Genomic DNA, 26630 nt, shown 5'->3' with positions numbered 1-26630 from the left:
TATAGCGTAGCGCACGGCGGGGCTGAAATATTCCCGGCACGAAACGACGGGCGAGATGGAGACCGATGGCACAGCGACGCGTCGAGGACGGCATTGCCGAATCGACACTGCACCTGCTGCGGAGCGGCGGGCCGCGGGCGGTGACGGTCGAAGCGGTGGCCGCGCATTCGGGAATCGCCAAGACGACGATCTACCGACGGCATCCCAATCGACGGGACATGCTGGCCAGCGCACTGTCTGGCCTCGCCTCCCCGAACGCCTTGGATCCTGAGGCGGCAGCACCGGACCGGCTACGGTGGGTCATCGCCCAGGCCATCGGAACGATCGAGGACGGCATCGGCCTCGGTGGTCTGGCGGCCCTGCTCACCGAAGACGACCCCGAGTTCACCACGCTGTTTCGGCGAATCCTCGTCGATCAACGGGCGGCTCTGGCGACTGTGGTCGATACCGCCAAAGCCGATGGTTCGATGCGCGCGGATGTCGACACCGTCACGCTGATCGATGCAATGGTCGGTGCCTACATCGCCGAAAGCGCCCGGACCGGCGGCGTCAAGGAGGGCTGGGACGAGCGGTTGTTCCAGCTCTTCTGGCCCATTGTGCGGTGCGGTTGATCGACGGCTACCGCCGTTGCAACTCGATCACCGGGATGACCCGGTTGGTCTTGGTCTGGTACTCCCCGAATCCCGGTGCCTTCTCGACGATCCGTGGGTACGCGGCATCGCGCTCGGCCAGCGACATCTCCCGCGCACGCACGTCGTAGGCGTCGGTGCCGATCTCGATATGGGCATCGGGATGCGCACGCAGATTGTGCAACCACGCGGGGTCGACGTCGGCGCCCGCGTAGGAACCGACGACGGCGAGCTTTCCGTCCAGATCGAATGCCATCACCGGGTTGACGCGCTCCTTGCCGCTCTTGGCCCCGGTCGTGTGCAGCAGAAGTAGCGTCGCACCCTCGAACGGCCCGCCAACCTTGCCGCCGTTGGCGCGGAACTCGGCGATGATGTTGTCATTCCAGTTGTCTGCCATGTCTTCCTTCCTACGCCTGGACGCGGCGACGGTGCCCTCAGATCGCGAAATCGCGGGGCATACGCGATCTCAGCGCACGCTCGCGTTCGGTGACGTCCAACGCGGAACAGGAGAGTCAGTTCCCCAACGCTATATCGACGGCGGCCAACCGGTCCGGATCGCCGATGATGTCGATGACGTGAATCCTCCCTCCGCGGATATCGAGGCGCAGAAGGGATTTCAGCCGGCCTGCGGGTGCGATGACGATGCCTGCCGCGCCATCGAGCATCGCGACCTCGCCGCCCCGGGCGACCGCCGAGAACAACTTGGACTCCTCGACGAACTTGTGCGCACCGCGCAGTTCGACGGGGATGTGCTGGTCGACGAGCACGGGGTCGACGCGGCGCACCACGTCGGGGTCGAGAATTTCCAGCAGCGCATCGAGGTTGCCCTGTTGGGAGGCGGCCAGGAAGGTCCGCGCGATGTCGAGGTGTTCGGCAGTGGGGCGAGCCGCGACGGTGGCACCGTGCACCCGCTCCCGGGCCCGGCTGGCCAGTTTCTTCGTGGCCGCCGGGGTGCGGTCGAGCAGTGCGGCGATGTCGTCGAAGGGCACGGCGAAGGCATCGTGCAAAACGAACGCCACGCGCTGGGCGGGGGAGAGTCGGTCGAGCACTACGAGCAGGGCGCGGCCCACCGACTCGGCCATCGCCACCTCTTCGTCGGCGGCGGGGGCCATGGCGGTGGAGGCGGTGGGAAGGTGCTCGTCGGCGCCGAGGACCTCGGCACGTCGTTTCCGCTCCCGCAGTCGGTCGAGGCATTCGTGCGCGGTCACCGTGGTGAACCAGCCGGTCGGATTGGCCACGTCGGCGATACCGCGCGTGCTGACCTTCAGCCAGGCGGACTGGACTGCATCGTCGGCGTCATGCACCGAACCGAGTAGCCGATGGGCGACCCCACGCAGGTGGTGGCGGTCTTCCTCGAATCGGGCGGCCAGGGTCTCCAGGTCGTTCACAGCGTCACCTCTCGGGCGTGGGAAACGTCATCAAGGTGAACCACCACCGCAGCAACCGAACATGGGAGACGACCATCATGACCCTACAACTCGGCATGATCGCAGCCGTGATCGTTGCGATCACCATCGCAGCCAATGGGGCGATGGCTCTCGCGGACCTGGTCGGGGCCGGCTTCGTCCTGGCGAACTCTGCAGAGGTCGGCGTCCCGCGGACCTGGGTATCGACGCTCGGGCTGCTCAAGGGTGCGGGCGCCGTCGGACTGTTCGTGGGTCTGGTGGCGTTCCCGCCGCTCGGCGTCGCCGCAGCGATCGGGCTGATCGCGTTCTTCGTCGGCGCGGTCATCACCCACATCCGCGCGCGGGTGTTCTACAACATTGCCTTTCCTGCCGCGTTCCTCGTACTCGCGGTACTCGCGCTGGGCGCCTTCGCGGCGGGCTGACCCAACGGCAAAGGCCCCGTCCCGCGCGGGGACGGAGCCTCTGCCGTTGGGTGTGTGACGTTTCGCTGTGGGGCTCAGGCGCTCCGGCGGATGCCGCGCTTGAGCAGAAGTTCGCGCTCGGACTCGCTCAAGCCGCCCCAGATGCCGTACGGCTCACCCACGGCCAACGCGTGCGAGCGGCACTGGGTGATCACCGGGCAACTGCGGCACATCTCCTTGGCGCGCACCTCGCGCTGGGCCCGGGCGCGCCCGCGTTCGCCGTCGGGATGGAAGAACACCGACGAATCGACTCCACGGCAAAGTCCCTGCATTTGCCAATCCCAGATATCCGCATTGGGTCCGGGAAGTTGCTGTGGCTGCGGCATGTGGAAAACCCCTCTCTGCTCGCCCATTTCGCTAAAAAATGGTCGGGTTTGAGTCGGTGGAACCGAACTGAGCTCATGTCGCCGATGACCGCTCGTGCACATAAACTATGGGCCCCCGATAAAGTGAGTCAATACCTTGCCGGTGTGTCAAAGGGCATAACCGCAGGTCCAGAATTTACATCACGTTCATCATTGTGACGCGGTGACTGACGCATCGGTGCTGAGGATCTGCTAGAGGTCTTCGGGTTTTCCCTGTTGAGCCCGATCTTCGGGATCTGGCTAATTCCGGGCATCCGACAGTTAGTTGACGCGCTATTAACATTCAAGCCATCAATTGTTAACCAATGTTTATCGGGAAAGTCCTCAATACCCGGTTCCGCCGGTATCCAGTTCCCGTGGACCCTTGAAGGGTGGCGTATTGATACCGTCGCCTACCGATGAGCACATCCGCACCTGCTGCCACGACGCTGGTTGACGCTGCCTTCGGGTCCGACCCCGGTCGCTGGCCGCTGCCGAGCGCGACCACCTCGCACGAGCGGTGGCTGCGGGCGGTCGCCGCCGGCGGGCAGGGGCGTTACGCCTGCGCGCTCACCGAACTCGCCGAGATCGTGCGGTCCCCGAACTCCGGCCCGTTGGTGTCGCTGGCGCACAGCACGCGCGCGTCGTTCCTCCGACAGTTGGGCGGGCACGTACGGGCCCGTGGCGCCGACGGTCAGGCGTGGGCGCATCGCGGTGACGACGACGAGGCCGCCGCCGACGCAGTCGTCGGGCTCGCCGCGGACGCCCTCGGGATCGGTCGGTTCGGCGTCTCGGCGCGACTGCTCGAGCGGGCGCGCGACATCGACACACCTGACGGTTCTCGACAGCGGATCCGGCTGTCGTGGGTGAGCGCCGAACTGGCGATGGTTCAGGGCGATGGCTCCGCGGCGGTTGAGCACGCCCGTCGCGGCGTCGCGGCGGCAACCGGTTACCGCTCGACGCGCCACGCCGTCAAATCTGAAGTGGTGCTGGCCGCGGCGCTGTGCAGCGCCGGCGAGCTCGACGCCGCCAGGGAAGTCGCCGACGCGGCACTGCCGGCCGCCGAGAAGTCCGGGTTGATCCCGCTGCGTTGGGCGCTGGCCTGCGTGCTGGCCGACATCGGCAGCACTACACACGACGCTGCTCAAATCAGCCGGATCCGGGACCGCAGCGCCGATACAGTGCGTCGCAGAGGTGGGGTGTGGGTCGGCGCCTGATCCGGCCACTGCCCCCCGATCGTTATTGTTTAGCTGAGCCAATCCGCCGCGAGTGTCGGTGCAACGTAACGCTGGAGAGATCGCCCACGATGACAAGTTCGGGAGACCGTCTCGACATTGTCGTTGCTGACGCAGTGGCAGGTGATCGGAACGCGCTCTCGGAAGTGCTGGCGATCATTCGGCCGATCGTCGTTCGGTATGTCCGGGCGAGGGTGGGGGCGACCGAGCGCAGTGGTCTGTCAGCTGATGACGTTGCGCAGGAGGTGTGCTTGGCCGCCATAACGGCGCTGCCGCGCTACAAAGATCAGGGACGCCCGTTCCTGGCCTTTGTCTATGGCATCGCTGCGCACAAGGTTGCTGACGCGCATCGCGCGGCGGCCAGGAATCGTGCCGAGCCCACCGAGGTGGTGCCCGAGCGGCTCTCGCTTGAGGCCGGGCCCGAGCAGACCGCGCTCGACACCGAATCGTCTGAACGGATGGCCCGGTTGTTGTCCGTCCTGCCCGAGAAGCAGCGCGAGATTCTGATCCTGCGTGTCGTGGTCGGGATGAGTGCCGAGGAGACCGCCGAGGCCGTCGGGAGCACCGCCGGCGCCGTGCGTGTCGCACAGCACCGTGCACTGGCCCGGCTCAAGAACGAGATCATGGCGACGGGGCGGGATCATGCCTGAATTCGGCCGCTGGAGCTCAAACGGTGGTGATCCGTCCCTCAACGAGATCAACCGGTCCGAGAAGTTCATCGAGGCGCTGTCCCTCGAGCATCAGGTCTACGCGACCGACCGGGAGGAGGCCGAACTGGCCGTCCTGCTGGCCGGCTGGCGCGACGACGCCCGCCGCGCTCCGATGTCGGGTATCGCGACGCCACGTGAGGCCGTCAAGGCCCTCGACAAGTCGACCGGTCAGGGCCGGGTGCGGTTCCCGATGGCATTGGTCGGGTCGATGGCCGCCGCATTTCTGTGCCTTGGCGGGTTCGGCGCGGCCGTGTACGGATCCGGCCCGGGCGATGCCCTGTACGGCGTGCGCGGACTCGTCTTCGGGTCAGCGCCGTTGACGCGCGACGTGGGCGTCGAACTGGCGTCGAGTGAGCTGAAGCAGGTGCAGCAGCTGATCGACGACGGGCAATGGGAAGAGGCTCAGCAGAAGCTGCAGACCATCACCACCACCGTGGCCACCGTCGGCGACGAACAGCGCAAGCAGGAACTCGTCGACCAGTGGCAGCAGCTGTCGGTCAAGGTGGAGACCCGCGACCCGAATGCGACGGTGCCGCCCGACGCGCCGCCGGTGGTGTTGCCCGAGGTGACGGTGACGACGACCCCGTCCCCGACCGAAAGCACGCCGGGGGAGAGCCCGACGTCGACACCGACGACCGGGCCTTCGACCTCACCGACAGAGCCCAGCCCGGGTTCGGAGACGTCCACGCCGTCCTCGTCGGAGAGCCCGACGACGTCCCCACCGACGAGCACGCCGCCGACGACCACCCAGCCGACGACACCGACGCCGTCGAGCAGTGCTCAGCCGACGACGAGCGCGTCGTCCCCGGCGACACCGTCGACGTCACCCGCTACGCAGCCGTCGGCGACCCATACGTCGTCGGCTCCGACCACGTCGGCAGCGCCGGTGGCCGAAGCGCCTCCGGCGACCACCGCGACCGTCGCGCCGTCGGTGGAGCCGACATCGGTGCCGTCAGCACCGCCGGCGCGCACGACAGCGTCCGCCCCGGCGGAAACCGGCGGTGGCGGAGGTCACGAAAGCCCGTCGGAGGGGAACAGCGGAGAGGGTCCGGCGTTGCCGGGAATCGAACTGCCCCTGTTGCCGGGGCTAGGCGGCGGTCAGCGGTAGCCGTCGGTGTCCGAGGTGGCCTCGTTGAGGGACGCATCGGCGTAGCCGCGGCAGTAGTCCCATGTCACGTAGGCATCGGGTTCAGGGTCGTAGGCCGGCTCGTGCGGACGCACCGTGCCGTCGACGAGCAACTGCAGCAGGTTGGCCCGCAGCATGTCCCAGTCGTGGTAGTGGTCTTGCTGGCATTCGTCGCAGCACACGACGAGACCACGAATTCCCTTGTGCGCCAACAGCGCCTCGTACACCGCGAGATCGGCTAGATCAGCCTCGACAGCCGTCCGTTCCTGAGGGTCCAGAGGCTGGCCCGGCTCGATCGCGTCCAGCGCAGCAGAAGGATCGCAAGGATCGTCGGCAAACGGATCGGGCGGCAAACCAGGGGGGAGGTGGTCACGCACGAGTCCCACACTACGCAGCCGTGCAGGTATCGCGCCAGCCGTCCTGATGCGCGCCGTGATCTGCGGCCTGAGGTGCAAGGAGCGGCAACATCACCGTCAATACGCGAGCCGATAGAATCGGGTTACACGCCCCACGCCTGCCACTGGAGGCCCCACCCATGTCGATCGCTGAAAGCAGCGTTCCCATCGCCCTACCGGTGCCGACCGGCGGCGACGATCCCACAAAGATCGCAATGCTCGGTCTCACCTTTGATGACGTGCTGCTGCTGCCGGCTGCCTCCGATGTCATCCCGGCCACCGCCGACACGTCGAGCCAGCTGACCCGGAACATCCGTCTGCGGGTGCCGATGGTCAGCTCGGCGATGGATACCGTCACCGAATCGCGGATGGCCATCGCGATGGCCCGCGCCGGCGGCATGGGGGTGCTGCACCGCAACCTTCCGGCCGCCGAACAGGCCGCCCAGGTCGAGACGGTGAAGCGGTCCGAGGCCGGCATGGTCACCGACCCGGTCACGTGCTCACCGGCGAACACGCTGGCCGAGGTCGACGCGATGTGCGCCCGGTTCCGGATCTCCGGTCTCCCCGTTGTGGACAGCTCGGGTGCGCTGGTTGGGATCATCACCAACCGCGACATGCGCTTCGAGGTCGACGAGAACAAGCCCGTCGCCGAGGTGATGACCAAGGTGCCGCTGATCACCGCGCAGGAAGGTGTGTCCGCCGAGGCTGCGCTGGGCCTGCTGCGCCGTCACAAGATCGAGAAGCTGCCGATCGTCGACGGTCACGGCAAGCTGACCGGGCTGATCACGGTCAAGGACTTCGTCAAGACCGAACAGTTCCCGCTGTCGACCAAGGACAGCGACGGCCGGTTGTTGGTCGGCGCCGCGGTCGGCGTCGGGGACGACGCCTGGGCGCGGGCCATGAACCTGGTCGATGCCGGTGTCGACGTGCTGATCGTCGACACCGCCCACGCCCACAACCGGGGCGTGCTCGACATGGTGGCGCGGGTGAAGAAGACCGTGGGCGACCGCGTCGAGGTGGTCGGCGGCAACGTCGCGACCCGTGCCGCGGCCGCTGCCTTGGTGCAGGCCGGCGCCGACGCGGTCAAGGTCGGTGTGGGCCCCGGCTCGATCTGCACCACCCGGGTGGTCGCCGGTGTCGGCGCTCCACAGATCACCGCCATCCTGGAGGCGGTGGCAGCCTGCAGGCCCTATGGCATCCCGGTGATCGCCGACGGTGGCCTGCAGTACTCCGGCGATATCGCCAAGGCACTGGCGGCCGGCGCGTCGACGGCGATGCTGGGCTCGCTGCTGGCCGGCACCGCCGAGTCACCCGGTGACCTGATCTTCGTCAACGGCAAGCAGTTCAAGAGTTACCGCGGCATGGGTTCACTGGGCGCCATGCAGGGACGCGGCGGTGGCAAGTCCTACTCAAAGGACCGCTACTTCCAGGACGATGTGCTCTCCGAGGACAAGCTGGTGCCCGAGGGCATCGAGGGCCGGGTGCCGTTCCGCGGTCCGCTGGGTTCGGTGATCCATCAGCTGACCGGCGGGTTGCGGGCGGCCATGGGCTACACCGGCTCGGCGACCATCGAGCAGTTGCAACAGGCGCAGTTCGTCCAGATCACGGCGGCCGGGTTGAAGGAAAGCCACCCACACGACATCACCATGACCGTCGAGGCCCCCAACTACTACACCCGCTGAACCGGTGGGGCAGGAGACTAAGAACAGTCATGCGCGACATGGTTGAAATCGGCATGGGCAGGACCGCCCGCCGCACCTATGAGCTCGACGACGTCACGATCGTGCCCTCACGGCGCACCCGCTCGTCGCAGGACGTCTCGACAGCCTGGCAGCTCGATGCCTACCGCTTCGAGGTCCCGGTCGTCGCACACCCGACCGACTCCCTGGTGTCGGTGGAGTTCGCGATCGAGATGGGTCGGCTCGGCGGGCTCGGCGTGCTCAACGGCGAGGGACTCATCGGCCGACATGCCAACGTCGAGGAGAAAATCGCCCAGGTGCTGGATGTCGCTGCGTCGGCACCTGACGATTCGGCGGCGATCCGGATGCTGCAGCAGTTGCATGCCGCGCCGCTGGACCGCGAGTTGCTCGGCGCCGCGGTGGCCCGTATCCGTGAGGCCGGGGTGACCACAGCGGTCCGCGTCAGCCCGCAGAACGCCCAGGCGCTGACCCCGACGCTGGTGGCCGCCGGGATCGACCTGCTCGTCATCCAGGGCACCATCATCTCCGCCGAGCGCGTCGCGTCCGATGGCGAGCCGCTGAACCTGAAGACGTTCATCTCCGAGCTCGATGTCCCGGTCGTGGCCGGAGGCGTTCTCGACCACCGGACCGCGCTGCACCTGATGCGTACCGGCGCGGCCGGCGTGATCGTCGGCTATGGCTCCACGGCCGGGGTCACCACCAGCGACGAGGTGCTCGGCATCAGCGTGCCGATGGCCACCGCGATCGCCGACGCGGCGGCCGCCCGTCGCGAATACCTCGACGAGACCGGCGGCCGGTACGTGCACGTGCTGGCCGATGGCGATATTCACACCTCCGGCGACCTGGCCAAGGCGATCGCCTGCGGCGCTGACGCCGTCGTGCTGGGGACGCCGCTGGCGGTGGCTGCCGAGGCGCAGGGCGGTGGCTGGTTCTGGCCGACCGCGGCCGCGCACCCGTCACTGCCGCGCGGTGCCCTGCTGCAGGTGGCGGACGGAGAGCGGCCGGGCCTGCAGCAGGTGCTGACGGGGCCGTCCGATGACCCGTTCGGTTCGTTGAACCTGGTCGGCGGCCTGCGCCGGTCGATGGCCAAGGCCGGGTACTGCGATCTCAAGGAGTTCCAGAAGGTTGGTCTCACGGTCGGGTCCTGACCCGGGTCCCTCCCCGCCAAACCCTCCGCGTCTCCAGCTAAACCCTCCGCGCGGTTTTCTTCACCAGGGCTGTGTGAGCGCGCGATCACGACCCTGCGGTAGAAGTCGGTGGCCGTCGCCGCGTCGAGGAAGAAGTTTCCTTTACAAGTTAGGGCTTCCTGTCTAGAAAGTTACCTCTCGGTAGCGTCATACTGGTCACATGCAGCCTGACTATGACGTCCTGGTGATCGGTTCGGGATTCGGCGGCAGCGTCAGTGCGCTGCGGCTGACCGAGAAGGGCTATCGAGTCGGTGTACTCGAGGCCGGTCAGCGCTTCACCGATGCGGACTTCGCCAAGACCTCGTGGGATCTGCGCAAGTTTCTCTGGGCACCGCAGTTGGGCATGTACGGCATCCAGCGCATCCATCTCCTGCGCAACGTGATGATCCTGGCCGGAGCCGGTGTCGGCGGCGGGTCGCTGAACTACGCCAACACCCTGTACGTGCCGCCGGCCCCGTTCTTCAACGACCCGCAGTGGAAGGGCATCACCGACTGGCGGGCCGAGTTGATGCCGCACTACGACCAGGCCCAGCGCATGCTCGGCGTGGTGAAGAACCCGACCTTCACCGACGCCGACCGCATCGTCAAAGAGGTCGCCGACGACATGGGTTGCGGGGACACGTTCGTCGCGACGCCGGTCGGCGTGTTCTTCGGTCTCGACGGTGAGCTGACCCCCGGCAAGACCGTGCCGGACCCCTTCTTCGGCGGCGTCGGCCCGGCCCGCACCGGGTGTATCGAGTGTGGCGAATGTATGACCGGCTGTCGGCACGGCGCCAAGAACACGCTCGTCAAGAACTACCTGGGCCTGGCGGAATCGGCCGGCGCACAAGTGCATCCGATGACCACCGTGACGAGTTTCGAGCAGCGCGCCGACGGGCTCTGGGAAGTCAGCACCGTGCGCACCGGCAGTAAGCTGCGGCGTCACCGCAAGACGTTCACCGCCAAGCATCTGATCATGGCCGCCGGGACGTACAACACCCAGAAGCTGCTGTTCAAGATGCGGGACCAGGGCAAGTTGGCAAAGCTGTCGTCTCGTCTCGGCGTGTTGACCCGCACCAACTCCGAGTCCATCGTCGGCGCACAGACCCTCACCGTGCCGCCCGGCATGGACCTCACCCACGGCGTGGCCATCACCTCCTCGGTGCACCCCACCTCCGACACCCACGTGGAGCCGGTGCGCTACGGCAAGGGTTCCAACGCCATGGGTCTGCTGCAGACACTGATGACCGACGGCACCGGGCCGCAGGGCACCGATGTGCCGCGCTGGCGGCAGTTCCTCGATCAGGCCCGCGAGGATCCGCGCAATATGATCCGGCTCCTCAACCCGCAGCGCTGGAGCGAGCGCACAGTGATCGCGCTGGTGATGCAGCACCTGGACAACTCGATCACGACCTTCACCAAGCGTGGGCCCGGCGGCAAGCGGGTCATGACGTCCAAACAGGGCCACGGTGAACCGAATCCGACGTGGATCCCGGTGGGCAACGAGTTCACCAGGCGGATGGCGGAGAAGGTCGACGGCGTCGCCGGCGGCACCTGGGGCGAGCTGTTCAACATCCCGCTCACCGCGCACTTCCTCGGCGGGGCGGCCATCGGTGAGGACGCCGAGCACGGCGTCATCGACCCGTATCAGCGCGTATACAACTACCCGACGCTCCATGTCATGGACGGTGCGGCAATCTCGGCGAACCTCGGGGTGAACCCGTCGCTGTCGATCACCGCGCAGGCCGAACGCGCGGCGTCGCTCTGGCCGAACAACGGGCAGAAGGACGAGCGTCCGAGCCAGACTGAGCCGTACCGGAAACTGGCACCGATCGCGCCCGCGCATCCCGTGGTGCCGACCGAGGCGCCCGGTGGGTTGCGGCGCCTCCCGATCGAGCCGGTCAACTCGGGCGGCTAGCGAGCGGTCTCTGCCCGCCGGGGGCGGATTCCAACAGGGCCTCGAACAGCCGGGTCAACGTGTCGACGTCCACCGTGCCCGGTTGGAGCACCTCCTCGGAGGCGATGCCGGAGCTGATCGTGACGACCAACTGCGCGAGTGCCGACAGCTGTCTGCCGGGTAGCGACGTGCCGGCCTGTTCGACGATGCGCAGGGCTTGATCGGCGGCCGCGCGACGGCGGGCGACCAGGCGTTCGCGCAGTTGGGGATCGCGTACCGCGCGCAGCCAGTACTCGATCAGCACGATCTGGTACTCCGTCTGATCGTGGATTGACTCCAGCGTTGCGCGACTCAGTGCCGCGGCGATCGCGGCGGTGTCGCCGTGCCCACTGTCGAGCGCGGTGGCGATGAGGGCGCCGCGGCTCTCGAACTGCCGGTCCAGCAGGGCCAGGAACAACTCGTCCTTGGATTCGAAGTTGGAATACACCGCGCCTTTGGTGAATCCCGCGGCCTGACCGATGGCGTCGATGGTGGCGCCGGCGAAGCCTTCTGCGGCGAACACCGTCAGCGCGGCATCCAGGATCCGGTCGCGAACCTCGTCGCGCGTGGGGCGGGTACGTGCCGGTTTGACAGCAGCCATGACCAACACAATACTCGCCAGTATCCAATTGGATACCGACGAGTATCGAAAGGTCGGAGATGGAAGACGAGGACGGCGCGGAGAGCGCGCCGCAGATCGCCACGACCGGACTCGGCGTCGACGGTGAGCACGGCCCGCTGTTCTCGGAGATCGACCTGGAGCTCACGCCCGGTTTTCACGCCATTCAGATGCCCGGGGGGTGGGGTCAGACCGCGCTGCTGTTGACGCTGGCCGGCCGCCTGGCGCCCACCCACGGCACCGTGACCGTGTGTGGCCGGACTCGGCCGCGAGACATCCGCCGACACTGCGCGATCGCGGCCTTCGCCGACATCGACGAACTCGAGGATTCGGTCACCGTCCGCACGGTGCTCGCCGAGCAGCGCCGCTGGCTGGCCCCGTGGTATCGACGGGTGCCGGCCGAATCCGGCGACTCCGCCCTAGAGGAGGTGTTCGGCGACCTGACGCCACCCGAACCCGACACCTACATCAGCGAACTGTCCGACCTCGACCTGTTCCTGCTGAAGGTCACCCTGGCGTTGTTCTCGAATCGCCCCATCCTCGTGGTCGGTGACCTCGAGCAGGTGCGGGACCACTGCCGTCGCGCGATCGCGGTCGAGCGACTCGGCGCCATCTCCACGCAGCGCAGTGTCGTTGTCGGAGTGACCAATCCGCTCGGCCACGATGCTCCTGACCACGGTTTGCACGATCACCGCGTCCTGACGGGAAAGAACTGACATGTTGGCTGGACTCACCGACCTGGTTGCGGGCTCGGAGATCAAACGCTTCGGCCGCAGCCGGATGACCCGGGCCGCGATCGTGGTGCTGATGCTGCTCCCGCTGGTGTACGGTGCGCTGTATCTGTGGGCCTACTGGGACCCCTTCGGTCAGGTCGACAAAATGCCGGTGGCACTGGTCAATTCGGACCGGGGTGCGGTGGTGTCGGGACAACACGTCAACGTCGGCACCGAGATCGCCAAGAGCCTGACCGACGACGCCGGCCTGAACTGGCATGTGGTGGACGAGGACGAGGCCCGCAACGGCGTCGAGCACGGCACGTACTACTTCATGCTCGAGCTGCCGCCGGACTTCAGCGAGGCCATCGCCTCACCGCTGACCGGAAACCCCGAGCAGGCCAACCTGAACGCGGTCTACAACGACGCCAACAACTACATCTCGTCGAACATCGGCCGCACCGCGATCGACCAGGTGCTCAACGCGGTGTCGACGCGGATCTCGGGCCAGGCGGTCAACCAGGTGCTCTCCGTGGTGGTCAGCTCCGGCGCCGGGATCAAGCAGGCCGCCGACGGCGCGGCCCAACTTGCCGCCGGCGCAGTGAAAGTCGACGACGGAGCCGGCCGGCTGGCCGCCGGGCTGCACACTGCGCGGTCCGGATCGGCGCAGCTGGCCACCGGCGCCGAGCAGCTCTCGGTGGAGATCAACAAGGCCACCGATCCGCTGGTCGCGGTCACCTCGGCACTGTCGAAGATCGGTGGCGAGACACAGAAACTGGAAGACGGCACCGCCGCGCTGCGGCAGGCCAACGACCAGATCGGTGCCCTCACCGGAGCGCAGGACTCCGCCGCGGCAGCGCTGACCTCGGTGATCGACCAGCTGTCGACCAGTCCCGATCCGATCGCCAACAATGCCGCCGGAACCCTGCGCGGTGTGGCGGATGACCTTCGGGCCCACCAATTCACCCCGCAGATCCGTCGGCAACTCACCGACGCCGAGAACGCGGCCATCTCGATGACCTCGTCGCTGCGTAACCCCGGCAGCCCGTTGAACTCTGCGCTCGATCAGGTGGGCAGCAAGAACTCCGACCTCAATGCCAAGCTGAACCAGCTGCGTGGGGGAGCCCGGAAACTGGCCACCGGCAACGCCGAATTGGCCAGTGGCATAGCAAAACTCGACACGGGTGCCGGTCAGCTGAAATCTGGCACCGCCCAGTTGCGAGGCGGATCGGCCGAGTTGGCCACCAAGCTCGCCGACGGTGCCGGCCAGGTACCGAAATGGACTCCCGCGCAGAAGGAGGCGATCGCCGACACCATCGGCGGCCCGGTTCACCTGCAGAACTCGGCCGAGAACGCCGCACCCAACTTCGGCACCGGGATGGCGCCGTTCTTCATCACACTCGCGCTGTTCTTCGGTGCGCTGGTGCTGTGGATGGTGTTGCGTCCGTTGCAGAACCGGCCGATTGCCGCGGAGGTCCCGGCGATCCGGGTGGTGCTCGCCAGCTACCTGCCCGCGGTGATCATCGGGGTGTTCCAGGCGATCATCCTGTACTGCGTGGTGCGGTTCGCCCTCGGCATGCACGTGGTGCATCCGGTCGCCATGCTGGGCTTCATGATGCTGGTGTCATGCAGTTTCGTGGCCGCGACCCAAGCGGTCACCGCCCTCGTCGGCCCCGCGGTGGGTCGGGTGCTGCTGATGGCCCTGTTGATGCTGCAGTTGGTCAGCGCGGGCGGGATGTACCCGGTGGAGACCACGTCACGACCGTTCCAGATGTTCCACGACTACGATCCGATGACCTACGGCGTCAACGGATTACGCCAGCTCATCCTGGGCGGCATCGACCACCGACTCTGGCAGGCGATCATCACGCTCGTGGTGATCTGGGTGGGTGCGCTGACCATCTCGTCGCTGTCGGCGCGACGGAACCGGCTGTGGAACATGACCAGGCTGATGCCGGCGATCAGGATGTGAGTCAGACCGCCCGGAGCAGTGCGGCATCCGCGAGCGGTCGGCTCGGCTGTCCGTGGATGTCGACGGGGACGTCGCCGGCCAGCGTCACGCGGTGCATCAGGCGGCGCTGGTCGTCGTAGTCGTCGACGGCGCGGTGCTGGGTGGCCCGGTTGTCCCACATCGCGACGTCGCCCGGGGTCCAGTTCCAGCGAACCGTGTTCTCCGGCATGGTGATCCGACGCTGCAACAACTCCAGCAGGGTCGCGGACTCATGGCTGTCCAGGCCGAGGAAGCCGCGGGTGAAGTCTCCGGCCACCAGCGTGCGCTCACCGGTCTCCGGATGTACCCGCACGACTGGGTGTTCGGTGCGGAAATCGGGCTTTTCGAACGCGGCCCGCATCTGTTGCTGTTCTTCGCTCAGTGCGGCGACGGGTGCCGCCGCGTAGTCGAAGCGGTTGCTGTGGACGGCCCAGAGGTTTTCGGTGAGGGCCTTGAGCGGAGCGGGCAACCGGTCGTAGGCCGCCGCGGTGGAGGCCCACATGGTGGATCCGCCGTATTCGGGCAGCGTCACGGCCCGCAGGATCGAGATGGCCGGGTAGTCGGGCATGAACGTGACGTCGGTGTGCCAGCGGGTGGCCTTCGCGTACTCGGAGTCGAGCGGTGTGATGAGCGGGGCTTGACCTTGCGCGACGGACTGCTTGAGCGCGTGGTGACCGACGGGCTTGCCGAGAAGTCGCGCGAAGGCGTGCTGCCGTTCGTCGGTGAGATCGTGCTGACCGCCGAAGAAGACGACCTTGTGCTCGAGCAGTGCGCGCCGGATCTCGGCGACCGTGCCTTCGTCGAGATCCCCGCTCAGTTGCACGCCCTCGATGCGGGCGCCGATGCGACTGCCCAGCTTGCTGACGGTGAGGCGAGGGGCGGCAAGAGTGGTCATCGGCTTGTCCTTTGGGCTGGTCGAGGTCACTGTAGTCAAGTGACTACATCGGTATGTGAGCTAGTGTAGCCACATGACTACACCGACGCCACCGGGCAAGGACGTGGCCGGTCCGGTGGGCAGGGACGAGGTGGTCGCGGCCGCACTGTCGGCCGCGGCCGAATTGTTCGCCGAGCGGGGGCCTGCGGCCACGTCGATCCGTGACATCGCGGCCGAGTCCAAGGTCAACCATGGGCTGATCTACCGGCACTTCGGTACCAAAGAGCAGTTGGTCGGAGCCGTACTCGAACATCTCGGTGCCCGGCTCACCGCGCTGTTGGACGAGAACGGCCGCCCCGACGAGATCGAGCGGGCCATGGACCAACACATGCGGTTGATGGCCAGGGCGCTGCTCGACGGCTACCCGATCGGCCAACTGCAGACCCGGTTTCCGGGCGTCACGAGGCTGCTCGAGCAGGTCCTGCCGCGTTTCGACGATGAGCGCAGCGGACGTCTTGCGGTGGCCAACGCCGTTGCCCTGCAACTGGGTTGGCGGCTGTTCGAGCCGTTCCTGAAGTCGGCGGCCGGACTGGACGCGATCGACGACGGCGAGGCGCGCGCGGCGGTCGGCGCCGAGATCGCACGGATCCTCGAACCCGGCGCCGCCGCGGCTCAGTCAGTCACCATTGCGGACTGACGACTCGACTTTCTCACCGAGTTGTTTGTCGACGTTCTTCCAGTATTCGAAGGCCCGTTCCAGTACGTGCTCGGAGACCCCCTTCGACAGGTGCCCGGCGATGTTGGAGACCAATCGGGCGCGCGCTGCGTCGTCGAGCACGTCCCGCACCATCGTTCCGGCCTGGCCCCAGTCGTCGTCCTCGGCGTGCAACGTGTAGGCGGCGCGAACCATGTCGCCGTCGGCGTGCCACAGTGATTCGGCGGTGCGGGCCGGATCGGCCTGCGGACCGCCGTAGGAATTCGGGGCGTAGACCGGGTCGGACACATTCTTGATCCGCATCGCGCCGTCTTTCGAGTAGCTGTTCACCTCTACCTTCGGCGCGTTGACCGGGATCTGCTTGTAGTTGCTGCCGAGCCGGTGACGGTGGGCGTCGGCGTAGGCGAAGTCACGGGCCAACAGCATCTTGTCCGGGCTCAGGCCGGTGCCGGGCACCCGGTTGTTCGGTTCGAACGCGGCCTGTTCCATCTCGGCGTGGTAGTCCTCGACGTTGCGGTCCAGATGCAGGGTGCCGACGTCGATCAGCGGATAGTCACCGTGCGGCCACACCTTGGTCAGGTCGAACGGGTTGAACCGATAGTCCTTGGCCTCCTCGAACGGCATGATCTGCACCTTCAGTGACCACGTCGGGAACTCACCGCGCTCGATCGCGTCGTACAGATCGCGCTGGTGGGCATCGCCGTCGATGCCGGCCAGCTCGTCACCCTCTTCCTGGGTGAGGAACTCGACGCCCTGGTCGGTCTTGAAGTGGTACTTCACCCAGAAGATCTCACCGGCGGCGTTGATCCAGCTGTAGGTATGGCTGGAGTAGCCGTTCATGTGGCGCCAGTCGCGGGGGATACCGCGATCGCCCATCAGCCACGTCACCTGATGCGCGGATTCGGGAGACAGGGTCCAGAAATCCCACTGCATGTCGTTGTCGCGCAGGTTGTTGGCCGCACGTCGTTTCTGGGACCGGATGAAGTGCTGGAACTTCAACGGGTCGCGCATGAAGAACACCGGGGTGTTGTTGCCGACCAGGTCGAAGTTGCCGTCGGTCGTGTAGAACTTCGTGGCGAAGCCGCGGGGATCCCGCCAGGTGTCGGGGCTGCCGCGCTCACCGGCCACGGTGGAAAACCGGTTGAGGGTCTCGGTTTTGACGCCCGGCTGGAACACCGCGGCCTTGGTGTAGGCGCTGACGTCGTGGGTCACCTCGAAGTGGCCGAATGCGCCCCCACCCTTGGCGTGCGGTTGGCGCTCGGGGATGCGCTCCCGGTTGAACATCGCCATCTGCTCGATCAGGTAGTGGTCCTGCAGCAGGATCGGACCATCCGGACCGATCGTCAACGAATGCTCATCGCTGTACACCGGAATTCCGGCGTCGGTGGTTGTCGGCTTGGGCTGGGTACCGGTCACTCCGTCGCTCCTTTCGCTGTTCAGCGGAGAACGCCGCGCACGACGAAACCGCTGAGACGTATGGGAGCCGGGTACCCCGCGACGTTCAGGGCCCAAACCTGGTCGGACGATCCCCCTTATCGGTCGGTGTGGCCGGTTCGCCGACGGACCGGTTCCCGCCCGGGCGGCTGGGACGGCGGCGGTAACAGCGGATGCCGGGGAACGATCGCGACGGTGGTCGGTTCGGTCGTTCTGAGCGTCACCTCGCCACCGGCGTGACGGATGGTCAGTACCCCGTCGGGTCCGTCCCGCAAGGTGTAGGTGGCGGTGTCGTGGTGCGCGTCGACGGTCACCCGGAATCCCTTCCACCGCAACCGGAACCGCAGGCACGAGATGCCGTCGGGCAGGTGTGGGTCCAGGGACAGGATGCCCTCGTCGTCGCGCAGTCCGCCGAAACCGGCCACCAGTGCCGTCCATGCGCCGGCGAGCGAGGCCATGTGCAGGCCGTCGCGGGTGTTGCGATGCAGATCGCGCAGATCGATCACCGCGGCCTCATAGGCGTAGTCGTGGGCCAACTCCAGATGGCCGACCTCCGCGCACATCACCGCCTGGGTACATGCCGACAGTGACGAGTCCCGGGTGGTGCGCCGCTCGTAGTAGTCGACGTTGCGGGCCTTCTGTTCCGGGGTGAAGGCGTGGCTCTGCCATTGCATCGCCAGCACCAGATCGGCCTGCTTGAGCACCTGGGCCGGGTACAGCCGTACGTACGGTTCGTGCAGCAGCAGCGGGTAGGAGGTGTTGGCCGAGAAGTCCCACTCGGACAGGGTGGTGAACCCCGTGCACTGTGGGTGCACGCCGAGTTCCTCGTCGTAGGGGATGTGGGCGGCGTCGGCCGCGTCGCGCCAGGCCGCCGTCTCCTCCGTGGTCACGCCCATCGAATCGGATGCTTCGGGATGTCGCATGCAGGCGTCGGCGGCGACCCGCAGGTTGTGGGCGGCCATCAGGTTGGTGAAGACGTTGTCGCGCACCACCGCGGTGTATTCGTCGGGTCCGGTGACGCCGTCCAGATGCCAGATCCCGTGGCGGTCATGGTGTCCCAGCGACATCCACAGCCGGGCGGTGTCCACCAGCACCACGAGGCCGCATTCGCGTTCCAGCGAGTCATCGCCGGTGACAACGCGGTAGCGCTCGAAGGCGGCCGCGATATCGGCGTTGATGTGCCACGCGGCGGTGCCCGCGGGCCAGTAGGCCGAGCATTCCTCGCCCCGGATGGTGCGCCACGGGAAACTGGCCCCGTTCAGATCGAGGAGCGACGCGCGCTCGCGGGCCAGGTCCAGCGTGGAGGCCCGCCATCGCAGCGCGTCGGCCGCCGCCTGGGGTTTGGTGTAGGTCAGTACCGGCAGTACGAAACCCTCGGTGTCCCAGAAGGCATGGCCGTCGTAACCAGGACCGGTCAGTCCTTTGCCCGCGATGGCGCGCCGCTCGGTGCGGGCACTGGCCTGCAGGACGTGGAACAAACCGAACCGCACCGCCTGCTGGCAATCCGGATCTCCCTCGACCTCGACGTCGGCACAGTCCCAGAACTCGTCGAGGTAGGCCCGCTGGGAGTCCAGCAGTCCCTGCCAACCGCGGTAGCGGGCACCGGCGATGGCGCCGGCGGCTTGATCCCGCAGTGCCGGACGTGACCGCAGGCTCGACCATCCGTAGGCGAGGTATTTCACGATGCGAAGCTTCTGGCCGGGTCGCAGCCCGCAGATGACAGTGGTGCGGGCCAGGTCGTCGCGCGAGTCGGTGCCGACCTCGACGCGTCCGGGCACCTCGACGTCATGGTCCATCGCGGCCACCATCATCAGTCCGCTACCGCGGGTTCGGTGTACCAGAAGGGCGCTGTGGTCGGTGTTTTCGTGGTGCACGGCTTGCAGTGGTCGGCGGAGCACCGCCGAGACCCGTGGATCCTCGGAGGTCTCGGGTTGGTCCTCGTTGGTGACAAGCTCGGATTGCACTGTCACCCGGGTGTATTCGTCGACCGCCTCGACGATGTACTCGATGGCGGCGACACCGCGGTGGGCGAACGACACCAGGCGGGTGGACAGCACCTTGATCGCTTTTCCCGCCGGGGACCGCCAGTGGGCGTGGCGGGTCAAGGTGCCGGCCCGCAGATCCAGGGTGCGCTCGTGGTCGAGAAGTTCGCCGTAGCGCACGTCGAAGGGCTCGTCATCGACCAACAGTCGCAGCAGCTTGCCGTTGGTGACGTCGACGACGGTCTGCCCGGCTTCGGGGTAGCCGAACCCGGCTTCGGCGTAGGGCAGTGGGCGGACCTCGAAGAACCCGGCCAGATACGTTCCGGGTAGGCCGTGCGGTTCGCCCTCGTCGAGGTTGCCGCGCAGGCCGATGTGACCGTTGGACAGCGCGAACAGCGATTCGGACTGAGCGATCAGGTTGAGGTCCAAACGGGTTTCCCGCACCTGCCACGGTTCCACCGGGTACGCGTCGTGGGTGATCATCATGGCGCTACATCAACTCCGCCAGATCGGTGACGACGACGTCGGCACCGTCGCGACACAACTGCTCGGACTGACCCACCCGGTCTACTCCCACCACGAATCCGAAGTTCCCCGCCCGGCCCGCCGCCACCCCCGCCAATGCGTCCTCGAAGACCGCGGCCTGGGCGGGGGAGACGCCGAGGAGTTCGGCCGCGCGCAGGAAGCTGTCCGGTGCGGGCTTGCCCGGCAGGTTCTCGTCGCGCATCGTCACCCCGTCCACCCGCTGCTCGATGAATGTGTCCAACCCCGTAATCCTCAGCACCTCCTCGGTATTGGCGCTCGATGACACCACCGCCCGGCGCAGACCCGCATCCGCCACGGCCTGGAGGTACCGCCTTGATCCGGGGAAGACGTCGACGCCGTCCTTCTTCAGGTCTTGCTGGAACATGGTGTTCTTGCGATTGCCGAGGTCCTCGATGGTGTCGGCGGGGAGCTCGATTCCGCGGCCGGCCAGAAACGACCGGACGCCGTCCTCGCGACGCCTGCCGTCGACGTAGCGCAGGTAATCGTCGTCGATGTCGAACGCGACGAATTCATCCCCGGTACGTGCGGCCCGCGTGCGCAAGAAGTCATCGAACATGGCCTTCCAGGCCTTCTTGTGCACGCTGGCGGTATCGGTCAGCACACCGTCGAGATCGAACAGGCACGCGGTGATCTGCTCGGGCAGGCCCAACACAGCGTCCTCGCTTTCGCCGACGTCTTCTCCATCATGCGCAATCACGGCACGAGGGGTGGGATCTCCGGCAAAGTGTTTGCCCCGGCTCGATTCGACTTAGCGGCAACGAGGCAGATTGGTGTGCCGATCACATCTCACGGTGTCGTAATGTGACGAATGGTTGGTGAATTTGTAGTTGTGAGGGGGCTATCGAGTGGTTGGTTTCGCAGACCTTCGTTCTGCGCAGCCGCAACTCTGGCACGAGGCGGCGTTGGATTTGCGGACTGCTTCAGTCCTGCACGACGACACCTGTGATGAGATCCACGCCAACGGCATACGCGCACTGGACAATAACTGGTACGACGCGGTCGGTGATCTTGCGAAGGCTGAATTGAGACATCTCGCCGAGAAGTTTCGCAGTCTAGGACTGTTGGATGCCGGCGCTGCCTCTGCGGTGGACACGCTTGAAGATGCAGTCAAGGTCGCACAGCGGGAGCTCAACGATGCAGTCTATGGGGCGGAAAACAAAGGGCTGGTTGTCTCTACTGATGGACAAGTGAGCCTTCCGTCCGACACCACGGGCTTGGACATCGAACTGCTCGAATTCTATCGCGACAATGCGCAGCGCCTGATCGACGATGCGGTGGAAGCTGCAACGCAGGCCGACGATGCAGGCCGTTCCGCGCTCGAGGGATTGAAGGTGGACCCTGACACGACGACCACAGAACGTGCTCTCGAATTGCAAGCCGACGCTGTCCATGACGCACTGTCAATGATGCGCAACCAACTGCCAGATGGTCTCACACCAGACCAGCAGGCGGCGTGGTGGAACGCGCTCACCCCTGAGATGCAAGAGGACTTCAAGAAGGCCGTCCCACTCGATCTATACAACCTGGCGGGGCTACCGGCCGGCGTGAAGACCGAACTAGAGGCGAAAGATCGGGGTTATAACGCCATGGAGACATTGCAGTATGCCCGGGACCACTGGGACGACACGGACGAGGACCTCTTTCCGAACAACTGCGCCCACTTTGTGTCACAGGCGCTTCATGCTGGCGGACTTCCTTATAAGGGCCAAACCACATTGGACGAGAACGGCTGGGGCCGCAGTCGTGCGGGCGAGTGGGGATGGAACACGCCGGACAGTCGCTGGCTGCCAGAAGTTGAGGGGCTGAGCCACACGAGATCCTGGTACTACGCTGACGCCCAACAAGACTTCTTCCTCAACAATGGTGGCGATCGGGTGGGAATGTCCGGAGCTCGGCCCGGTGATGTGCTCTATTTCGACTACGCCGATGGGCCTGGCGGTCATACAGACGGCGAATCTCATCACGCGGCGCTTGTCACGGCGGTTCTGCCTGACGGTGACGTTCTGTACACGCAGCACACACCTGGTGCGCAGAATTCCAGCCTCACGGGTCGCATCCCGGTTGTCGAACAAGGTGAAGGTGCTCAGCAATACACAGTCGTCCGGCCGAGGCAAGCCTGGTGAAACGCGCCAACATTCGGGTCGCTTCTTCAGCGCTGGCGCTGACCAGCTTTGTGATGCTTCTTGTGGGCGCTGCGGCCGCTGCCGGACTAGAACGCGTCGATACGTACCGATTCCAGACGATTCTGAACGCGCCGTGTACGAAACGAGTGCTGGAAATCGCGCCGTTTGAGGCTCCGCTTTGGTGGATCGCACTGGGCGGGTTGTCCGCGGCCGTGATCGGGTTTTTGGCCACGCTCGGACTGCCGTTTGTCAACCGAGAGTTCCGGGTGCCTCGCGTCGTTTATCTGTTGTTGGTGATTGCGGTTGTTCTGCTGATCTTGTCGGTGGCGGCGCACGCCAACCCGACTGATTTTTCTGACAGCACTCTGCCAACGTGTGGTGCTGCCAGCGGAAGTGTCCTGCGGTGAGGGCCAGGGTCGGTACCGCAATATCTGGTGCGGTCGCGTGGATCGCAGGATTGGTGGCGATATGGTCATTGGCGGGGTTCACCGCAGTGACCGCCTACCGCCGCGGCCAGATTGAAAGTCATCGGTGCCTTGCGGAACTGCCAATTCCTGTGAACCTTTTCCAGGTGGGTGTGGTGGCGCTGATGCTTGCGGTTGGCGCAGGCATCGTGACGGTGTTTCTCAAGAATGGTCAGTCGCAGAAGCTAATCGTCTGCATTTTGGCTGGCTATGTCGCTGTGATGGTCCCGCTTCTGGTGGCTTCGGTTGCCTCGTACACCGGTGTCCGTCAGCCAGAACCGATGGCGCATACCGCATGTATCAGTGGTGACGACGCAGTGCACGAGGGGGACGGTTGACCAACGATATCCACATCAGGCCAGAGGAAGTGAAGAACTCTGGTGGGTTGATAGATGAGAAAGCCGAAGAGGCGCGCGCACGTATCGCGACGCTGTACGACTCAGGGATGCCCGCGAGGGATGGAAATCGGGGTTTCGCCACGGGCGCGGCGCTGGCGGCATACTGCGACGCGATGAGGACCGAAGCTTTGGACGCGGTGCAGCGACTGCAAGAGACGGGACAGAAGATCGTTGCCGCGGCGCAGGGCATCGATCGGACCGATGACAAGTCGGCAGAAGCGATCAGCCGGGTAGCCACGGCGCTCGATGACCCTGGCAGCTGAACTCCGGGTGCCGAATCTCCAGCACTAGACTGTTGCGGTGACATCTGCATCTCCCCGTCCTGTCCTCGTCGTCGACTTCGGCGCTCAGTACGCACAGCTGATCGCCCGCCGGGTCCGCGAGGCGCGGGTGTTCTCCGAGGTCATCCCGCACACCACCACGGTCGAGGAGATCAAGGCCAAGGATCCGCAGGCCATCGTGCTGTCGGGCGGCCCGGCCAGTGTGTACGCCGAAGGCGCCCCCCGGCTGGACCCCGCATTGTTCGATCTCGACATCCCGGTGTTCGGTATCTGCTACGGCTTCCAGGCCATGGCCCAGGCGCTGGGCGGCACCGTCGAACACACCGGGACCAGCGAATACGGGCGCACCGAGCTGAGCGTCGCCGGTGGCGATCTACATGCCGACCTGCCCGGGATCCAGCCGGTATGGATGAGCCACGGAGACGCGGTGACGGCCGCGCCGGAAGGCTTCGAGGTGATCGCGTCGAGCGCCGGTGCTCCGGTCGCGGGCTTCGAGAACCGGGCCCGCCGCCTGGCCGGTGTGCAGTACCACCCGGAGGTGCTGCATTCCCCGCACGGCCAGCAGGTGCTGAGCCGGTTCCTGCACGAGTTCGCCGGCATCGGCGCGACCTGGACCGCCGCCAACATCGCCGAGCAGTTGATCGAGGCGGTGCGCGCCCAGATCGGTGACGGCCAGGCCATCTGTGGTCTGTCCGGTGGTGTCGACTCCGCGGTGGCCGCCGCTCTGGTGCAACGCGCCATCGGTGACCGGTTGACGTGTGTGTTCGTCGACCACGGCCTGCTGCGGGCGGGGGAGCGGGCGCAGGTGCAGCGCGATTTCGTCGCCGCGACCGGCGCCAAGCTGGTGACCGTCGATGTTGCCGACCGGTTCCTTGAGGCATTGACCGGGGTCACGAACCCCGAGGGCAAGCGCAAGATCATCGGCCGCGAGTTCATCCGCGCCTTCGAAGGGGCGGTGCGCGACACCCTCAGCGAAGCGGACATCGACTTCCTGGTGCAGGGGACGCTGTACCCCGATGTCGTGGAATCCGGTGGCGGCACCGGCACGGCCAACATCAAGAGCCACCACAACGTCGGCGGCCTGCCCGACGACCTGAAGTTCAAGCTCGTCGAGCCGCTGCGGCTGCTGTTCAAGGACGAGGTGCGCGCGGTGGGCCGTGAACTCGGCCTGCCCGAGGAAATCGTTGCCCGCCAACCCTTCCCGGGGCCGGGCCTGGGTATCCGCATCGTCGGCGAAGTGACCGCCGACCGGCTCGACACCCTACGCCGCGCCGACGCGATCGCGCGTGAGGAGCTCACCGCCGCCGGGCTGGATCAGCAGATCTGGCAGTGCCCGGTGGTGCTGCTGGCCGACGTGCGTTCGGTCGGTGTGCAGGGCGATGGACGTACCTACGGGCATCCGATCGTGCTGCGGCCGGTGTCCAGCGAGGACGCCATGACCGCGGACTGGACCCGGGTTCCTTACGAAGTGCTGGAACGGATTTCGACCCGCATCACCAACGAGGTGCCCGAGGTCAACCGGGTGGTGCTGGATGTCACCAGCAAGCCGCCGGGCACCATCGAGTGGGAGTGATCAGCGGCCCGGGTCGTTACGCCAACGAAAACTGTTGACGTACTTGCCCATGTCCAAGGCAAGGTCCAAGTTCGCGCCGGACGGAATTCCCGGACCGAAATCCGGGCCGTACGCGTGATACGGGCCGGTTGCCACAGCGATCAGGGCCAAGTCGTCCTTCACCGCGGCCAGGATGACCACCCGCATCCTCATGTAGTCGCCGGTGGCGTTTTGCGGCCAGCTGTCGAGGACCATCCCGTACCCGGGCTGGTAGCCGACCATGGCATTCGGGATCTCGTAGTCCAGATCGGTGTCGGGATAGGTGTTCTCGACCAGGGCGGTGGCGATCTCCTTCGGGGTTCGTCCGGCCGCGGCTTTTCCGATGAGCTGCATGGTGCCGCCGTCGCCGGCCAGGAAATCCGCTGTCACCCCGTCGTCGGCGGTGGTGATCCGGTACGCCGCGCCGGATGCCGGGTAGTTCACCGAGAACGCGCCGTCCGGGGCGGTGAAGCGGGGATTCGTCGCCACCGGATCGCTGGTCGGGGGACGGCCGCAATCCGGTGGACATCGATAGCGTGCGGGTGGACTGCTGACCACGGCCGACACCACGACGAGGGCGGCCGTCAGGAGCATGACGCCGGTCCCCCACGTCACCAGCAGTGTGCGGTCCGGGTGATCCGCCGTCCGTTGTAATGCGCGCATCGCCGTGCCGCAATTCAGGCAGAACGTCATATCGGCAACGGAGTGATCGCATTGCCGGCACCGCACCACTTCGCCGGCATGGACGGTGCCGTGCGCCTCGTGCAGCAAGGCGAGCTGCAGACCGACTCGCAACGCCAGCAAGGCCAACGTAGCCACGGCTAAATACACTGCCAGAAGCAAGATTTCAGGTACGGGTGCAACACCGATCAGGCCGAGGACCGCATAGCAGGCCGGTGCGGATGCGACGGTCAGCGCCAAGGCCGCGCGCACATGTCTCGGGCGCCAGGCGTTGCCGGCCCCCGGTGTGAACCACAGGACCACCCCGCCGAGAGCCCCGGCGGCCGCGGCAGTCAACGGCACCGCCAACCCCTGAATCCCGGCCTGGACCAACAGCCCGCTCAACGGTCGGTCATGGTCCACCATTCCGTCATCGAACTGAGGAGCCAACCGGCTCAGCGTGGCTGCCGCGCTGAAAGCAAGTGCGCCGAGGGCGCCGATAGCTGAGCCGTCCAACGATTCCCGGGTGCGCGGCCCGAACATGCGGATCACCAACACGGGGGTGAGCAGCAACAACAAGGCGCCCAGCGGGACGGCAAGGCCGTCGCGCATCACCCGGAACTCCGGCACGTCGACGCCCATCGGCATGTCGTACTCGCGGGCCACCGCGGTTCCGGTCAGCAGCGCCCAGGCTGCGCCCAGTCCGGCGCCCAGGGCACCGGTCAGCAGCAGGGTTCGCGCCGAAAGATTTTGAATGACAGCGGATTCACGGAGATATGTGACGAACAGCAGTGGCAGACCGAACGCGGCCAGTGCGGTAATCGCGGCGGGCACTCGCAGCAGTGTGCAGGCGAGCATCGCAACCACCAGCGCGGCGATCCCGAGTCGGTACCTCGCGCGCGAGCGGTGCGGTAGCACTGGAAACAGCGAGCTGACCACCGACGGCCACAGCAGGTGCTCGCGACCGGCGCAGTACGCCCGTGGCCTCAGCCACCCGGTGTCATGGCGCTGTGGATCCAGGTAGGCGCCGCACACCCCGCAGAATGTGCCTGCCGGCACTTCGGCTCGGCATACCCGGCACACCCGGCACACCCGGCATTCGGTGGTGAGCGCAGGGTCGTCAGAGCCGGTT

The 26630-nt window shown here is 66.4% G+C and carries 26 protein-coding genes; 16 read left to right on the top strand and 10 right to left on the bottom strand.

Translation table 11 applies throughout. The annotated features are described in order from the left end of the window. Window positions 1-65 precede the first annotated feature (65 nt). The gene (locus G6N44_RS11310; RefSeq protein WP_163663989.1) at window positions 66-611 is read left to right on the top strand and encodes a TetR/AcrR family transcriptional regulator; all 546 of its coding nucleotides are present in this window, start codon (window positions 66-68) and stop codon (window positions 609-611) included. A 7-nt stretch (window positions 612-618) separates the two neighbouring features. Here the strand turns inward: G6N44_RS11310 and G6N44_RS11305 are convergent, their stop codons facing one another. Both G6N44_RS11305 and G6N44_RS11300 read right to left on the bottom strand, forming a co-directional pair. Continuing rightward, window positions 619-1026, bottom strand: coding sequence for a nitroreductase family deazaflavin-dependent oxidoreductase (locus tag G6N44_RS11305; protein WP_163663987.1), 408 nt, complete (start codon window positions 1024-1026; stop codon window positions 619-621). Window positions 1027-1141: 115 nt separating this feature from the next. Beyond that, window positions 1142-2017 (bottom strand): sigma-70 family RNA polymerase sigma factor, encoded by an 876-nt coding sequence (locus G6N44_RS11300; RefSeq protein WP_163663985.1) that lies wholly within the window; start codon window positions 2015-2017, stop codon window positions 1142-1144. Between the two features lie 77 nt (window positions 2018-2094). Between G6N44_RS11300 and G6N44_RS11295 the strand changes: the two genes are divergently transcribed. Continuing rightward, window positions 2095-2457 (top strand): DoxX family protein, encoded by a 363-nt coding sequence (locus G6N44_RS11295; RefSeq protein ID WP_163663983.1) that lies wholly within the window; start codon window positions 2095-2097, stop codon window positions 2455-2457. A gap of 74 nt (window positions 2458-2531) precedes the next feature. On the opposite strand, the gene G6N44_RS11290 is transcribed toward G6N44_RS11295, so the two are convergent. Then, window positions 2532-2822: a WhiB family transcriptional regulator gene (locus G6N44_RS11290; RefSeq protein WP_163663981.1), complete on the bottom strand. Its 291-nt coding sequence runs from the start codon at window positions 2820-2822 to the stop codon at window positions 2532-2534. Window positions 2823-3259: 437 nt separating this feature from the next. Between G6N44_RS11290 and G6N44_RS11285 the strand changes: the two genes are divergently transcribed. From G6N44_RS11285 to G6N44_RS11275, 3 genes are all read left to right on the top strand, one after another. Continuing rightward, a complete protein-coding gene (locus G6N44_RS11285; protein WP_163663979.1) occupies window positions 3260-4057 on the top strand; it encodes a hypothetical protein in 798 nt (265 codons plus the stop codon). 89 nt (window positions 4058-4146) lie between these two features. Continuing rightward, window positions 4147-4725: a sigma-70 family RNA polymerase sigma factor gene (locus G6N44_RS11280; RefSeq protein WP_163663977.1), complete on the top strand. Its 579-nt coding sequence runs from the start codon at window positions 4147-4149 to the stop codon at window positions 4723-4725. Then, window positions 4718-5893, top strand: a complete 1176-nt coding sequence (locus G6N44_RS11275) for an anti-sigma-D factor RsdA (protein WP_163663975.1) — start codon at window positions 4718-4720, stop codon at window positions 5891-5893. Before G6N44_RS11280 ends, G6N44_RS11275 begins: the two co-directional genes overlap by 8 nt. Here G6N44_RS11275 and G6N44_RS11270 read toward each other — a convergent pair. Further along, window positions 5884-6288 (bottom strand): DUF5319 domain-containing protein, encoded by a 405-nt coding sequence (locus G6N44_RS11270; RefSeq protein WP_003882245.1) that lies wholly within the window; start codon window positions 6286-6288, stop codon window positions 5884-5886. The genes G6N44_RS11275 and G6N44_RS11270 overlap by 10 nt on opposite strands. A 158-nt stretch (window positions 6289-6446) precedes the next feature. Between G6N44_RS11270 and guaB the strand changes: the two genes are divergently transcribed. The 3 genes from guaB (at window position 6447) to G6N44_RS11255 (ending at window position 11090) form a co-directional block, all read left to right on the top strand. Then, on the top strand, window positions 6447-7988 hold the full coding sequence (guaB, locus tag G6N44_RS11265; protein WP_163663973.1) for an IMP dehydrogenase: 1542 nt from the start codon (window positions 6447-6449) through the stop codon (window positions 7986-7988). 29 nt (window positions 7989-8017) lie between these two features. Further along, complete coding sequence (locus tag G6N44_RS11260) at window positions 8018-9154, top strand: GuaB3 family IMP dehydrogenase-related protein (protein ID WP_163663971.1); 1137 nt, start codon at window positions 8018-8020, stop codon at window positions 9152-9154. Window positions 9155-9353: 199 nt separating this feature from the next. Beyond that, window positions 9354-11090, top strand: coding sequence for a GMC family oxidoreductase (locus G6N44_RS11255; protein ID WP_163663969.1), 1737 nt, complete (start codon window positions 9354-9356; stop codon window positions 11088-11090). Here G6N44_RS11255 and G6N44_RS11250 read toward each other — a convergent pair. After that, window positions 11074-11721 carry a TetR/AcrR family transcriptional regulator gene (locus tag G6N44_RS11250; protein WP_163669838.1) on the bottom strand — a complete coding sequence of 216 codons (648 nt, stop codon included), beginning with the start codon at window positions 11719-11721 and terminating at the stop codon, window positions 11074-11076. The genes G6N44_RS11255 and G6N44_RS11250 overlap by 17 nt on opposite strands. Window positions 11722-11768: 47 nt before the next feature. On the opposite strand from G6N44_RS11250, the gene G6N44_RS11245 reads away from it, so the two are divergent. Continuing rightward, window positions 11769-12443 (top strand): P-loop NTPase family protein, encoded by a 675-nt coding sequence (locus G6N44_RS11245; protein WP_163663967.1) that lies wholly within the window; start codon window positions 11769-11771, stop codon window positions 12441-12443. Window position 12444: 1 nt separating this feature from the next. Beyond that, on the top strand, window positions 12445-14412 hold the full coding sequence (locus G6N44_RS11240) for a YhgE/Pip family protein (protein ID WP_163663965.1): 1968 nt from the start codon (window positions 12445-12447) through the stop codon (window positions 14410-14412). A gap of 1 nt (window position 14413) precedes the next feature. Here G6N44_RS11240 and G6N44_RS11235 read toward each other — a convergent pair whose 3' ends face one another. After that, window positions 14414-15325, bottom strand: a complete 912-nt coding sequence (locus G6N44_RS11235; RefSeq protein ID WP_163663963.1) for a TauD/TfdA dioxygenase family protein — start codon at window positions 15323-15325, stop codon at window positions 14414-14416. A 73-nt stretch (window positions 15326-15398) separates the two neighbouring features. Here G6N44_RS11235 and G6N44_RS11230 point away from each other — a divergent pair, with 73 nt between their 5' ends. Further along, on the top strand, window positions 15399-16001 hold the full coding sequence (locus G6N44_RS11230; protein ID WP_163663961.1) for a TetR/AcrR family transcriptional regulator: 603 nt from the start codon (window positions 15399-15401) through the stop codon (window positions 15999-16001). Here G6N44_RS11230 and G6N44_RS11225 read toward each other — a convergent pair. The 3 genes from G6N44_RS11225 to G6N44_RS11215 form a co-directional block, all read right to left on the bottom strand. Next, on the bottom strand, window positions 15981-17435 hold the full coding sequence (locus G6N44_RS11225) for a catalase (protein ID WP_163663959.1): 1455 nt from the start codon (window positions 17433-17435) through the stop codon (window positions 15981-15983). The genes G6N44_RS11230 and G6N44_RS11225 overlap by 21 nt on opposite strands. A 116-nt stretch (window positions 17436-17551) precedes the next feature. Continuing rightward, on the bottom strand, window positions 17552-19918 hold the full coding sequence (locus G6N44_RS11220) for a glycoside hydrolase family 65 protein (protein WP_163669836.1): 2367 nt from the start codon (window positions 19916-19918) through the stop codon (window positions 17552-17554). Between the two features lie 7 nt (window positions 19919-19925). Next, window positions 19926-20633: a beta-phosphoglucomutase family hydrolase gene (locus G6N44_RS11215; RefSeq protein ID WP_163669834.1), complete on the bottom strand. Its 708-nt coding sequence runs from the start codon at window positions 20631-20633 to the stop codon at window positions 19926-19928. 193 nt (window positions 20634-20826) lie between these two features. Between G6N44_RS11215 and G6N44_RS11210 the strand changes: the two genes are divergently transcribed. The 5 genes from G6N44_RS11210 (at window position 20827) to guaA (ending at window position 24820) form a co-directional block, all read left to right on the top strand. After that, on the top strand, window positions 20827-22104 hold the full coding sequence (locus tag G6N44_RS11210) for an amidase domain-containing protein (protein ID WP_163663957.1): 1278 nt from the start codon (window positions 20827-20829) through the stop codon (window positions 22102-22104). Next, window positions 22101-22511 (top strand): hypothetical protein, encoded by a 411-nt coding sequence (locus tag G6N44_RS11205; RefSeq protein ID WP_163663955.1) that lies wholly within the window; start codon window positions 22101-22103, stop codon window positions 22509-22511. Before G6N44_RS11210 ends, G6N44_RS11205 begins: the two co-directional genes overlap by 4 nt. A gap of 86 nt (window positions 22512-22597) precedes the next feature. After that, window positions 22598-22906: a hypothetical protein gene (locus G6N44_RS11200; RefSeq protein WP_163663953.1), complete on the top strand. Its 309-nt coding sequence runs from the start codon at window positions 22598-22600 to the stop codon at window positions 22904-22906. After that, window positions 22903-23229: a type VII secretion target gene (locus G6N44_RS11195; protein ID WP_163663951.1), complete on the top strand. Its 327-nt coding sequence runs from the start codon at window positions 22903-22905 to the stop codon at window positions 23227-23229. The genes G6N44_RS11200 and G6N44_RS11195 overlap by 4 nt, the downstream gene beginning before the upstream one ends. Before the next feature lie 37 nt (window positions 23230-23266). Next, on the top strand, window positions 23267-24820 hold the full coding sequence (gene guaA, locus G6N44_RS11190) for a glutamine-hydrolyzing GMP synthase (protein WP_163663949.1): 1554 nt from the start codon (window positions 23267-23269) through the stop codon (window positions 24818-24820). Here the strand turns inward: guaA and G6N44_RS11185 are convergent, their stop codons facing one another. Then, a complete protein-coding gene (locus G6N44_RS11185; protein ID WP_235683003.1) occupies window positions 24821-26557 on the bottom strand; it encodes a zinc ribbon domain-containing protein in 1737 nt (578 codons plus the stop codon). Window positions 26558-26630: the final 73 nt, after the last annotated feature.

The organism is Mycolicibacterium alvei (assembly GCF_010727325.1).
Taxonomy (GTDB): Bacteria; Actinomycetota; Actinomycetes; order Mycobacteriales; family Mycobacteriaceae; genus Mycobacterium; species Mycobacterium alvei.
Note: the sequence above shows the minus strand (reverse complement) of the source record. Positions and strands in the feature narration are given on the sequence as shown.

Excerpts from the sequence above, each read along its gene's own strand:
- G6N44_RS11240 (WP_163663965.1), top strand. The coding sequence starts at position 12,445 with ATGTTGGCTGGACTCACCGACCTGGTTGCGGGCTCGGAGATCAAACGC.
- guaB (WP_163663973.1), top strand. The coding sequence starts at position 6,447 with ATGTCGATCGCTGAAAGCAGCGTTCCCATCGCCCTACCGGTGCCGACC.
- G6N44_RS11285 (WP_163663979.1), top strand. The coding sequence starts at position 3,260 with ATGAGCACATCCGCACCTGCTGCCACGACGCTGGTTGACGCTGCCTTC.
- G6N44_RS11295 (WP_163663983.1), top strand. The coding sequence starts at position 2,095 with ATGACCCTACAACTCGGCATGATCGCAGCCGTGATCGTTGCGATCACC.
- G6N44_RS11245 (WP_163663967.1), top strand. The coding sequence starts at position 11,769 with ATGGAAGACGAGGACGGCGCGGAGAGCGCGCCGCAGATCGCCACGACC.
- G6N44_RS11255 (WP_163663969.1), top strand. The coding sequence starts at position 9,354 with ATGCAGCCTGACTATGACGTCCTGGTGATCGGTTCGGGATTCGGCGGC.
- G6N44_RS11260 (WP_163663971.1), top strand. The coding sequence starts at position 8,018 with ATGCGCGACATGGTTGAAATCGGCATGGGCAGGACCGCCCGCCGCACC.
- G6N44_RS11290 (WP_163663981.1), bottom strand. The coding sequence starts at position 2,822 with ATGCCGCAGCCACAGCAACTTCCCGGACCCAATGCGGATATCTGGGAT.
- G6N44_RS11280 (WP_163663977.1), top strand. The coding sequence starts at position 4,147 with ATGACAAGTTCGGGAGACCGTCTCGACATTGTCGTTGCTGACGCAGTG.
- G6N44_RS11275 (WP_163663975.1), top strand. The coding sequence starts at position 4,718 with ATGCCTGAATTCGGCCGCTGGAGCTCAAACGGTGGTGATCCGTCCCTC.
- G6N44_RS11220 (WP_163669836.1), bottom strand. The coding sequence starts at position 19,918 with ATGATCACCCACGACGCGTACCCGGTGGAACCGTGGCAGGTGCGGGAA.
- G6N44_RS11310 (WP_163663989.1), top strand. The coding sequence starts at position 66 with ATGGCACAGCGACGCGTCGAGGACGGCATTGCCGAATCGACACTGCAC.
- G6N44_RS11305 (WP_163663987.1), bottom strand. The coding sequence starts at position 1,026 with ATGGCAGACAACTGGAATGACAACATCATCGCCGAGTTCCGCGCCAAC.
- G6N44_RS11235 (WP_163663963.1), bottom strand. The coding sequence starts at position 15,325 with ATGACCACTCTTGCCGCCCCTCGCCTCACCGTCAGCAAGCTGGGCAGT.
- G6N44_RS11230 (WP_163663961.1), top strand. The coding sequence starts at position 15,399 with ATGACTACACCGACGCCACCGGGCAAGGACGTGGCCGGTCCGGTGGGC.